The organism is Endozoicomonas sp. ONNA2 (assembly GCF_024606365.1).
In the GTDB taxonomy this organism is placed as follows: domain Bacteria; phylum Pseudomonadota; class Gammaproteobacteria; order Pseudomonadales; family Endozoicomonadaceae; genus Endozoicomonas.
Map to the genome: position 1 here is coordinate 1 of NZ_JAHHPO010001187.1, position 11493 is coordinate 11493.

Sequence of the window (11493 nt, forward strand, 5' to 3'; positions counted from 1 at the left end):
AATGTCGAAGTTATTTCAGGACAGCTCCTAAGACACAAAGGAAGCGCTTGTTCCCACGGTCCGCAGTTGCTGCAAAGGCTAAATGAATTTTGAACCAGAAAGACAGAAAACCTTTTCTTTGCCAAGACCAGGAAAACTTTGTGTCTTTGTGCCTTTGTGGTTCCTTTTTTTCAAGACCCTTCTACAACATTTTACGGGCGTTTAAAACCGCCTGCCTGACCTGCCCGGGCGCTGTACCTCCAAGATGATTACGGGCTCTGACGGAGCCTTCCAGGGTCAGGACATCAAATACATCCTGGCCGATCGTATCAGAGAAGACCTGAAGCTCAGCCAGGGTCATCTCCGACAGGTCCCGACCTTCCTCAATACCAAAGGCCACCGCCTTACCCACCACTTCATGGGCATTCCTGAAGGGCATGCCACGGCGCACCAGGTAATCCGCCAGATCGGTAGCGGTGCTGAACCCCCGGCGAGCCGCTTCCAGCATGTGCTCTTTGCGGGCCTGAATATGCGGCACCATATCAGCAAACGCCCGCAGACAATCCCTGAGGGTATCCACCGTATCAAACAGAGGTTCCTTATCTTCCTGATTGTCTTTGTTGTAAGCCAGCGGCTGGGATTTCATCAAGGTCAGCAATGACACCAGGTGGCCATTAACCCGGCCGGTTTTGCCTCTGACCAGCTCGGGCACATCCGGGTTTTTCTTCTGCGGCATAATAGAAGAGCCGGTACAGAAGCGGTCGGGCAGATCAATAAAGTTAAATTGTGCACAAGTCCACAGCACCAGTTCTTCAGACATGCGGGACAAATGGGTCATGATCAAGGCCCCGGCGGCGCAGAACTCAATGGCAAAGTCCCGGTCACTGACAGAATCCAGAGAGTTACGGGAAGGGCGATCAAAGCCAAGGGCAGAAGCCGTATACTCCCGATCAATAGGGTAGGTGGTTCCTGCCAGTGCGGCAGCGCCCAGGGGGCTGATGTTAACGCGCTTGCGGCAGTCCTGCAGGCGCTCATCATCCCGTACCAGCATCTCGTACCAGGCCATCAGGTGATGACCGAAGGTCACAGGCTGTGCTGTCTGCAAATGGGTGAAACCGGGCATGATGGTGTCTGCTTCACGCTCGGCAATATCCAGCAGCCCGTGCTGCAGACGTTTGAGTTCTGCGGATATGGCGTCAATCTCATCACGCAACCATAAACGAATATCGGTGGCAACCTGGTCATTCCTGGAGCGCCCGGTATGCAGCTTTTTGCCAGCCGCGCCGATGCGTTCGGTCAGACGGGCCTCGATATTCATATGGATATCTTCAAGCTCAATGGACCAGTCAATACGATCCTGCTCAATATCCTCAAGAATACCTTCCAGGCCAGAGATAATGGCAGTGAGTTCGTCTTCGCTGAGAATACCCGCCCGGTGCAGCATCTGTGCATGGGCCATTGACCCTTGGATATCGTGGCGGTAAAGGCGCCGGTCAAAATCAATGGAGGCCGTAAAACGGGCAACAAAGGCATCAACACCTTCACTGAAACGCCCACCCCACTGTTGATTGGAACTGTGGTTACTGCTCTTTTCACCCTGATCTGCGCAATCGCTGGCCGACATTGGTCTGCTCCCCACCCGGTTCTCATTTTTAAAACGAACGTACAATCAATACCTGTCCGGCATTGACCCGTTGAGAGCGGGGCATTATATCGGTGTCATGGCTTGATTGCATCGCTCAGTGCCTCCTTCCGGGCAAGAGAATGGACGGACTTCCGATAACAATAATCAATGGCTTCTCACTCCTGAGAGGCTGCCTGAGATAAACAGTCCCTGATGATCCAGACCCCACACAGCAAGGATGACTTCTTTCTACCCGACCTTGGCTCCGGTCAGTCGGTGTTTATGCTGGTGCTGATTTCGGAACTGTTTGTTCTGGTGCAGGTGCTTGCCCTGCCCGGCGATATGGACTTTAGCTGGACACGACTGGCCATGCTGTCACTGTTTGTTCAGTGGATTGTGCTGTCCAGCAGTGCCTTTCTTTATTTGGCCAGACCCTTCCTGATGGGTCTGCCCACGTGGCAGTCAGTCATGATTTCCCTGTTGGGGGTGCAGATCATCACGCTGCTGCTGACCCTGCTCTCCCAGACTTTACTATCACCTATTCTCTTTGCCCCTGACTGGCAACAGGTCATCCGCAATCTGCTGGCGGCGCTGATTATCTCGGCCATGCTGCTGCGCTATTTCTATATCCAGTACGAAGTCAGCTTGCAGCAACAGGTTATCCACAATGCCCGCCTGGACTCACTGCAGGCGACAATCCGCCCTCATTTTCTGTTTAATTCCATGAACATTATTGCCAGCCTGATTCAGATCAACCCCGAAAAAGCCGAGCAGGCGGTGGAAGATCTCTCGGATCTGTTCAGAGCCAGCCTGAACAATCCCGGTCAGAACCAGAGTGCTTTCGTCCCCATCCGCAAAGAGATACAAATCAGCGAAAGTTACCTGAGGATCGAGCAGCAAAGGCTGGGTGACCGCCTTGAGGTAAAATGGCGGGTTGGTGAACTGCCGCAAAGGCTGTCTATTCCTCCCTTTACCCTGCAGCCTTTGGTGGAGAACGCCGTCTACCATGGTATTCAGCCGCTGGAGGCCGGTGGCTGCATTACCATCAGCATCCACATTGATCAGCAAACGGTTCAGATTTCTGTAGAAAATCCGATGCCATATACTGAGACCATTTCAAATGGCAATCAGATTGCCCTGAACAATATCCGCTCTCGTCTGGCCATGCTCTTTGGCAACAAAGCCAGCCTGACCACGAATACCCGGGAGCATAGTGGTGTCAAATGGTACACGGCGCAGGTGCAATATCCCTGCCGGTTGGATAGCGCTGTTGATTTACACCATTGATAAAAACGTTGATTAATGACTGACTGGAACCGATCTCTGAACCATGAATGTCCTGATTGTTGATGATGAGCCACTGGCCCGGGAACGGCTAAGACACCTGATTGGCCGGATTGATAACTTTATGGTGCTTGAACATGAGGCCAGCAATGGCCGGGATGCCATTGATCTGTGCAGCCAGTATCGCCCCGATATTGTGCTGATGGACATTCGCATGCCCGTGATGGGCGGTCTGGAGGCGGCCAGTTACATCAGCTCCATGGACAAACCGCCAGCCGTGGTTTTCTGTACCGCCTATGACAATCATGCCCTGGAAGCCTTTGATGCCCAGGCCGTAGGTTATCTGCTGAAACCGATTCGCCAGGACCATTTGAACCAGGCATTACACCGTGCCAGCAAAGTGAATCGTCTGCAACTGGCCTGGCTGAACGACCATCTGCCAGAGCAAAAAGAGCAGGGCCATATCGCCGCCAAAACACTGCGTGGTATTGAGTTGGTTCCCCTGAATGATGTGCTCTATTTCATGGCGGATAATAAATATGTGACGGTCCATCATCGTCATGGTGAAGTGCTGATCGATGATTCACTCAAAACCCTGGAAGAAGACCACAGTCAGCACTTTGTCAGAATTCACCGCAATGCCCTGGTACGCCGGGATGCCATTGAAAGCCTGTCCCGGGATGACAAGGGTCACTGTTTTATCCATCTTCGGGAAGTGCCACAGCCACTGTCCATCAGCCGACGTCATGTGCCGTTGATCAAGAAAGTCATGCAATCCCTGTAGCCAGGTGCCAATACCTGGCCTCCCCCCGCAAGTACTGTTGTGTTGAGGTTTTCCGGTCCTTTGGTGTTTCATTGCACACCAATCATAACAAACAAGATAAAGAACAAGATCAAAGAACAAGTTGCAAAATGTGGCCTGCGTGGGTGAACATACAAAACAGCGTTGCCAGTCACTGGCTGGCGCTTGACTTGAGTCCTGTTTAACGACAGAAGTTTAACAACAGAAGCCGTCATTCCTGTGAAAACCCTTCGTATCGCCACCCGCAAAAGCGCCCTTGCCCTGTGGCAGGCAGACTATGTCAAACACCAGCTGGAACAACACCATCCGGATATTCCGGTCGAACTGGTCACAATGACCAGCCAGGGTGATCGCATTCTGGATGCGCCACTGGCGAAAATTGGTGGCAAGGGGCTGTTTGTCAAAGAGCTGGAACATGCCCTGCTGGCAGGTCGAGCCGATATTGCGGTGCATTCCATGAAGGATGTGCCCATGGAGTTTCCCAAAGGGCTTGGGCTCGGGGTTATCTGCCCACGGGAAGACCCACGGGATGCCTTTGTCGCCAATCACTATGCTACTCTGGACGAGCTGCCACAGGGTGCCGTTGTTGGCACATCAAGCCTGCGTCGGCAGTGTCAGATTCTGGCCGCCCGGCCTGACCTGTCCATTCAGTTTCTGCGGGGCAATGTGAATACCCGCCTGGCCAAACTGGATGATGGCCAGTATGACGCGATCATTCTGGCAGCGGCCGGGTTGATTCGACTGGCGATGGCTGATCGCATTCGCAGCTACCTGGATACCGGCCTGAGTTTGCCTGCAGCTGGACAAGGTGCCGTTGGCATTGAGCTGCGCCAGGATGACGAAGCAACCAGACGGCTTATTGCCCCTTTGCATGATGAGCAAACAGCAATCAGGGTTGGGGCTGAACGTGCCATGAACAGACGCCTGAATGGTGGCTGCCAGGTACCGATTGGCGGATTTGCTGAACTGGATGGAGACCGGCTATTTCTCAGGGGTCTGGTCGGTAGTCCTGATGGAAAAACCATCTATCGCAGTGAAGTGACCTGTGCCGCTGAAGATTATGAGTCTGCGGGTATTAAGGTGGCTGAATCCCTCCTGAAACAGGGGGCGGATAAAATCCTTGCTGCATTGAGCGCTTCGGGTAGCCAGTAAAGCCGCCTTCCGACGGCATTGAACGGGTGTGATGTTAAACTACTACGCTTGCACCGGTTCGCCTTGTGGAATGCGGCTTTTACGCTTCCCGGAATTTATAAGTTTATGCCAACAGAACCTAAAAGATATCGTCAAAACCAATAATTCCTTCTTCCCGGGAAGGCAGGACTGTTAATGCGGTTGAGGGAACCGGGCCAGTAAATCGGGGCCTGTTACCCACTGGTGTTAGTCCGCCGATGAAGGGCGCATCCGGTGGCATCGTCAATCTGATACTTCCCAACCCACGGGACGCACCAAATAAGCTCGAGGCTGCGGGCGGGATGTGTGATATCGTAAATCGATTTTCCGACATGGTTGATGGAGTGCATGTACCAAGTAAGCCCGTGGATCTGGATACGCTTTCTGTTGATAATATTGTATTTGTTGACATTGTATTTCTAAAACCGCGGCCAAAAGAAGGGATATCTCTAAAACCGCGACCAAAAGAAGGGATATCTCCAGAATCGTCGAAAATCATTGTACTCTGACCCGTTTGCATTTGGTCTAACGAACCACTCCTGAGATCATGACGATTAATACCATGACCCTTGAATTGATCCACGGCATTCAGAAATACTGTGAAGTTAAATTCCTTTTTTTCAAAATCAAATACTTTACTCAACTTGATGGCATGGGGCTGTTCTTTATTATCGCTGCAAACAATCTCAATTTTATCACCCCAGTAATCAAATGGTGTTTTTAAATACACTTTGGTTTTATCGTCAAAATATGCCGGATAGTTCTTCATGAGTTTACTCATCATAAGCTCACACCGAACACAGTTAATAACATTTGCAACAGCCTCATTCACTGATTTGGATTCATTTATTTTTTTTGCATCCACTCGAATTTCGAATGGATGATTCACTCCATCTACAGTAAACGTTCTGACCAGGGCAAAATCCATATCCGTTGACTCTGCCAAACCGGGAATCAGCTCATGAGGATTTGGATTTGAAAGTGAAATCATTGATGAGACTTCCGGTGATCCCCAGCCCCCGCAATGCTCCCTGTCATTCTCAAGCGCGTATCGTAAATCAATAAGGTGTTTACTGACGGCCCTGTTTGATAATAATGCTTCTTTGGCTTCCCGGATTCTATCTCTAATGATGCTTTTACTTTCATCCGTTTTTGAGTTTGTTTTATGCCTGAAAGACTTTATGTTATCAGAACCAGGCTCGAAACCCTGATTGAATTCTCGTTCCAGGATGGCCATACAATCTTCTGCTCTCCCGTGGTTTTCATCAAATTGTTGAACCAGTTTTTTCAGATCATTTTCTTTGCCATACTTTCTTTCCATGTCATTCTTTCGCTCGTTTGTTATATTCTCCAAACCTGATTCAAAAGCTTTAATCCCGGAGAAACCCAGTTGCGTTACAATAAGTTTGTCAACTAATTTGCCGTATTGATGAAGAAAGCCCGTCGCACTTTCATGATCCGGGAACATTGAATATGGATATGGACAACCAGGAGCCTCCGCTTCGTCATTGTGTTTGTGAATATATAAGCAATCTTCTCTCTCACATTTTCGTTCAGCTCTATGCAACCAATCAGTACCCCTGTTATAAAAGATATATTCTTTATTGTGTGGCTTTTGGCTCTTGCAGATAGGGCATGTGGTTATAGTTGCAGGTTGATTTTCGGCTGTTATTCTCCTGAGAAAACATTCCTGGTGTTCAAAATGTTGGCAAGGCCTTTCTATGATTGCTTTTTCTTCCGAGAAAAGTGTTTCTTGACAGATTGGGCATTTATCAGTCATTCGATTTTTAACTGAATCCGTGTATGTGAGTCTATGTCCGTTTAATAGAACTATTTCAGTCTTGGATGCTGGTGTAAAATCCGGTTCGACTCGAGTGGGTTTATTGGTTACATGTACTTTTGTTTCCATCAATAATACTCTCTGTCTGGTTGATTGCACTTGACATCTGGGTAGCTCGAATATCATGCATCTAATCGAGATGCTGGCCTCCCCTATGGAATACAGCCTAAACTCTGACACACTGGATATAAATTAGTTCAACTGCATAATGAAGCTGTCTCATATTCGCGCATTGGTAACCCGCCCTGAGCCTCAGGCACAGGCTTTGGCAGACGCCATCAAGGAATTTGGTGGCCAGGCTTGGCCCGTGCCCATGCTTGCTATTGAAGCGCTGGCAGAAACACAGGCAATGAGAGACTGCCTGCTAATGCTCCACCAGTTTGACCATATTATTGTTACCAGCCGCCCGGCTGCCCGTCTGGGGGGTGAGCTGATCGAACGATATTGGCCACAGCTACCGGTTCACTGCCGGTGGTTTGCCATTGGCAGCAGCACAGCGGCGGAACTTGAGCGGTTTGCTATAAAGGCTCAATATTCACCAACCGGCGCAGACAGTGAAGCTCTTCTTGCCCTGGACGCATTTAACCATGTGCAGAATAAGAGGTTCCTGATTATCAAAGGCGTGGGGGGACGGGAGGTGCTGGAGCAACAGCTCCGTAATGCCGGTGCCAGTGTCCACACGCTGGACGTTTATCAGCGCACCCGCCCCACTTATGAGCGCAATGCGGTGGTAAAAAAGTTGGAAAGCCATTCAATCAATGTCATCCTCTGTGGTAGTGGCGAAACCCTGACAAATCTCGGGTACTACTTACCCATGGCCTATCGAGCTGACTACCGGCTGCTGGTTCCCAGTGAACGGGTTGCCAGACAGGCCCATAGCCTGGGTTTCCAGCAGGTAACCAATACCGGCGGTGCCAGCAACGAGATGATGTTGCCAGCATTGGCCAGGATCTGCCTCTTGTGAACAATGAGCGGGAGCCTTGAAGGAAGTGCCCGGCAAAGCGATAGAAAAACAAGGGAGGCACTCCCTCAGGGCATCCTCTCGAAATCGGAAGGCCCAAGCGTGAGCGATACAGACCAGAACACCGACCATTTACCAGACAATACCCCTGAAGCTGTTCCGCAGAAAACAGACATCACTTCTGCCACAGAGTCCCGTTCAGAAAAGCAACCAGCCAAACAGGGCAAAACCAGGGGTTCAGCCCTGGCAGGCTTTGCCCTGTTGCTATCCGCCTGTGCCCTGGGCCTCAGTGGCTACATCGGTTGGCGGGCCATGCCCCTGGAACAGAGCCAGCCGACTCTTCTTCAGGGAATGGACCAGCTGCAGGCACAGATGGCCCGGCAGCAGGCCAGACTGACGACAGTGGCCCAAAACACCGCCACCGATATCGAGGAGCACCAGCAACAGTTGCAAGCACTGCAACAACGGGAAGCCAGACTATTGGCCCGAATTGATACCCTGTCCGGCAAGGTCAAAGCGCTTGAAGGCTCCACCCGAAACCAATGGCGGACCGCCGAAGTCGAATACCTTCTGCGCCTGGCCAATCAGCGGTTGCTGACGGTCAATGATGTGACCGGCGCCCTTGAGCTGATGGCCAGTGCCGAACAGATACTGGAACAACTGGATGACTACACTCTATTTCCGGTCCGGGAGGCTCTGGCAGAAGATATGGCGGTGCTGAAAGCCACCGCCCTGGTGAATCAGGAAGGCATCTGGCTGCGACTGCAGGCCATTGCGGATCTGATCCCCGATCTTGTGATCCTGGATGATAGCCATATTGCCGATGTGGCCACTGCCAAACCAACGGCCACTGAACAAGCCACCCCCGCAGACAACACCTGGCAGGACACCATCAAGGGCATATTGCTGGACACCTGGCATCGTTTCACCAGCCTCTTTCGTATTAATACCCAGCGAGATCAGCCCATCGAAGTATTGCTGACCCTGGAACAGGAGCAGTTAATCCGTCAGAAAATGCTGATGTTGATCGAACAGGGTAAGTTCGCGCTGATCACCGGGCAACAGTCGATTTTTCAGACCAGTCTCAAGCAAACCAGTGACTGGCTGAGCCGTTATTACATGCTCGGTGGTGACATCAGTCAGGAGCTGGCTGACGAACTGGCGGAACTGGAGGAACTCACTATCACCCCCGATATACCCGCTATTCACCGTTCGCTGGAGGCGCTGAAAGAGCACGAGTCCCGCGCCAATATCGCCCCCACACCACCGGAATCGACCATCGAGCCGGAAGAAAACCAGGCACCCCCTCCATCACCGGACAGTGATGACAGGAAAAGCAGCCCTCCATTGATCGAGCCGGATCAGCCTGTTGAACCGGGAGTGCAAATTTCATGAAAGGGTTTGCGCTATTTTTGATCATCGTTTCTGCCTGTTTTTTACTGGCCAACATCATGGTCAATGACCATGGTTATGTGCTGGTTGCTTACGATGAGATGACCTTTGAAAGCAGCCTCTGGGGTTTGCTGCTGCTGGTGGTCATTTCCCTTGGCCTGGTCTGGCTGGCGGTGATTATTTGCCGGATACTGCTGGGCATGTTCAGTGTTATCTACCCGCTGTCATCCGGTGCCCGAAAAGCCAAAGCCAGGAAACTGTTTGATCGTGGTCTGGCGGAGTTTACCAAAGGTCACTGGCGCAGGGCAGAGCGACTCCTTGGTCAGGCGGCGAACAGTGGTGAATCGCCGTTAATCAACTACCTGGCCGCCGCCAGGGCGGCCCATGAGGCAGGACATTATGAATCCAGTGCCAACTGGCTAAGGCAGGCTGACAGCAAGGCACCCGGCGCAGAAATGGCGATTGGTATCACCCAGGCACAACTGCAACTGGCCAGTAACCACCTGGAGCAGGCGCTGGCCACATTGACCCATCTGCACAAGAAGTATCCACGTCATCGCTACATACTGAAAATGCTCAAGCAGGTATATATCCGTCTGAATGACTGGCAATCCCTGGAAAAACTGCTGCCCAGGCTGCGCAAGCAGAAAGTGATTCAGGACGACGAATACCACCAGCTGGAACAACAGGCATTCAAAGCCCTGTTCGAACAGGCCAATAACTATGGCCGTAACCGCATCTCTGTCGACGAGAAAACCAAACCGGCAGATGATATCTGGCTCGGGCTGAGTCACAGTCAACGCAAGGATCCGGTGATCCTCTACCGTTACTGTGACTGTCTGGTGCGCCTGGGTGCCGGGGAAAAAACCGAGGCGCTGCTGCGGGAAAAACTTAATCACTGCTACAGCGAGGCATTGATTCGCCTTTATGGCAAGACGCCGGGCAGAGACCTGAAAAAGCAACTGCTGTTTGCGGAATCACTCCTCAGCCAGCGTACCAATGACCCCGAGCTGCTACTTGCGCTTGGTCGCCTGGCACTGCGCAATGAACTCTGGGGTAAAGCCCGGGAGTATCTTGAAGCCAGCCTCAGGCTGCGCAAAAGTGTGGATGTGTATAACGAACTGGGCCACCTGCTGGCACACCTTGATGAGTTTGAAACCAGCTCACGCTATTTCCAGGAAGGGCTGTTGTTAGCGGCTGACAGCGCAACGAATCTGCCAGGGGTGCATAAGCCATGAATGCCCTGTTGGTGGGTGCCATCAGTGGTATGACTGCTGTGGCACTGAGTGCCTTCGGCGCTCATGCGCTGGAGGGTGTTCTCTCTGAGCGGGCAATGGATACCTTCCAGAGCGCCGCCGACTATCAGTTCTACCACAGCCTGGCACTGGTGTTTGTCGCCTTGCTGGGAACCAATTACCCTGACTCAAAAAAGCTGAAATTGAGCGCAGGTTTCTTTACTGCAGGCATTTTTTTGTTTTCTGGCAGCCTTTATCTGCTCAGTTTGAGCGGTATCCGCTGGCTGGGGATGATTACACCATTCGGGGGTGCTTCCTTCATTCTTGGCTGGTTGATATTGGCCTTTTTTGCCGCCCGAGATTATAACTGAAATTTGCATTTTACGCCGATCATTGTTTACTAACTCAGATGTCCATGAACGATACTGCCAAACCGGTCGGTGAGACCGACGACCTGCAAATCCCCCACAAGCGTCAAATCAAGAGCTTTGTGCTCCGTGCCGGTCGCATGACCACGGGCCAACAACGCGGCTGGGATGAGTGCTGGCAAGCGTGGGGATTGTCCCTGGAGCAGGGCACCGAGGGATTCCTGACGGCTTTTACGGATCCAGCGCCACGGGTTCTGGAAATTGGCTACGGCATGGGACACTCCCTGGTCACCATGGCGACACAGGAGCGCGATAAACAGTTTATTGGTATTGAAGTTCACCGCCCGGGTGTCGGAAGCCTGCTCAATGAAGCCCGGCTGGCGGGTATCCACAACCTGAGAACCTATTGCGACGATGCGGTTGAAGTGCTGAAGCAGTGCGTACCCGATGGCAGCCTGTCACGGGTACAGATTTACTTTCCGGACCCATGGCACAAGAAACGTCACCATAAGCGCCGCCTGATTCAGCCCGCTTTTATTGAGTCTATTCGTCCCAAGCTGGACATTGGTGGCATTATTCACCTGGCCACTGACTGGGAAAATTATGCTCAACAGATGCTGACAGTGATGAACTCGGCCGCAGGCTTCGATAACCTGTCCACCGATCACGGTTATTCGCCAAGACCGGATTTTCGTCCGCTAACCAAATTTGAACAACGAGGTCACCGGTTAGGGCATGGGGTTTGGGATCTGCTGTTCAGGCGCACCGGCCAGGAGGCTGTCTGAGAATAGCGCCCGACTGGGCGTCCCCGTAGCGAGGATTGCGAGAAATTGAGGCT

At 51.8% G+C, this 11493-nt stretch carries 10 protein-coding genes; 8 read left to right on the forward strand and 2 right to left on the reverse strand.

From position 1 onward, the window contains the following. Positions 1 to 181: 181 nt before the first annotated feature. Positions 182 to 1603 (reverse strand): argininosuccinate lyase, encoded by a 1422-nt coding sequence (gene argH, locus KDK14_RS20905; RefSeq protein ID WP_257267176.1) that lies wholly within the window; start codon positions 1601 to 1603, stop codon positions 182 to 184. Between the two features lie 213 nt (positions 1604 to 1816). Here argH and KDK14_RS20910 point away from each other — a divergent pair, with 213 nt between their 5' ends. The 3 genes from KDK14_RS20910 (at position 1817) to hemC (ending at position 4841) form a co-directional block, all read left to right on the forward strand. After that, the gene (locus KDK14_RS20910) at positions 1817 to 2890 is read left to right on the forward strand and encodes a sensor histidine kinase (RefSeq protein ID WP_257267177.1); all 1074 of its coding nucleotides are present in this window, start codon (positions 1817 to 1819) and stop codon (positions 2888 to 2890) included. A 43-nt stretch (positions 2891 to 2933) separates the two neighbouring features. Next, positions 2934 to 3671: a LytTR family DNA-binding domain-containing protein gene (locus tag KDK14_RS20915; RefSeq protein ID WP_257267180.1), complete on the forward strand. Its 738-nt coding sequence runs from the start codon at positions 2934 to 2936 to the stop codon at positions 3669 to 3671. Between the two features lie 237 nt (positions 3672 to 3908). Then, positions 3909 to 4841, forward strand: coding sequence for a hydroxymethylbilane synthase (hemC, locus tag KDK14_RS20920; RefSeq protein ID WP_373691133.1), 933 nt, complete (start codon positions 3909 to 3911; stop codon positions 4839 to 4841). A gap of 118 nt (positions 4842 to 4959) precedes the next feature. Here the strand turns inward: hemC and KDK14_RS20925 are convergent, their stop codons facing one another. Beyond that, positions 4960 to 6768: an RING finger domain-containing protein gene (locus KDK14_RS20925; protein ID WP_257267182.1), complete on the reverse strand. Its 1809-nt coding sequence runs from the start codon at positions 6766 to 6768 to the stop codon at positions 4960 to 4962. A gap of 139 nt (positions 6769 to 6907) precedes the next feature. Between KDK14_RS20925 and KDK14_RS20930 the strand changes: the two genes are divergently transcribed. From KDK14_RS20930 to trmB, 5 genes are all read left to right on the forward strand, one after another. Then, on the forward strand, positions 6908 to 7663 hold the full coding sequence (locus KDK14_RS20930) for a uroporphyrinogen-III synthase (protein WP_257267183.1): 756 nt from the start codon (positions 6908 to 6910) through the stop codon (positions 7661 to 7663). Between the two features lie 99 nt (positions 7664 to 7762). Beyond that, positions 7763 to 9055 (forward strand): uroporphyrinogen-III C-methyltransferase, encoded by a 1293-nt coding sequence (locus KDK14_RS20935; protein WP_257267185.1) that lies wholly within the window; start codon positions 7763 to 7765, stop codon positions 9053 to 9055. Further along, on the forward strand, positions 9052 to 10290 hold the full coding sequence (locus KDK14_RS20940) for a heme biosynthesis HemY N-terminal domain-containing protein (protein ID WP_257267186.1): 1239 nt from the start codon (positions 9052 to 9054) through the stop codon (positions 10288 to 10290). Before KDK14_RS20935 ends, KDK14_RS20940 begins: the two co-directional genes overlap by 4 nt. Beyond that, the gene (locus KDK14_RS20945; RefSeq protein WP_257267188.1) at positions 10287 to 10658 is read left to right on the forward strand and encodes a DUF423 domain-containing protein; all 372 of its coding nucleotides are present in this window, start codon (positions 10287 to 10289) and stop codon (positions 10656 to 10658) included. The genes KDK14_RS20940 and KDK14_RS20945 overlap by 4 nt, the downstream gene beginning before the upstream one ends. Positions 10659 to 10702: 44 nt before the next feature. Next, complete coding sequence (gene trmB / locus KDK14_RS20950; RefSeq protein ID WP_257267189.1) at positions 10703 to 11440, forward strand: tRNA (guanosine(46)-N7)-methyltransferase TrmB; 738 nt, start codon at positions 10703 to 10705, stop codon at positions 11438 to 11440. The last annotated feature ends 53 nt before the right edge of the window (positions 11441 to 11493 follow it).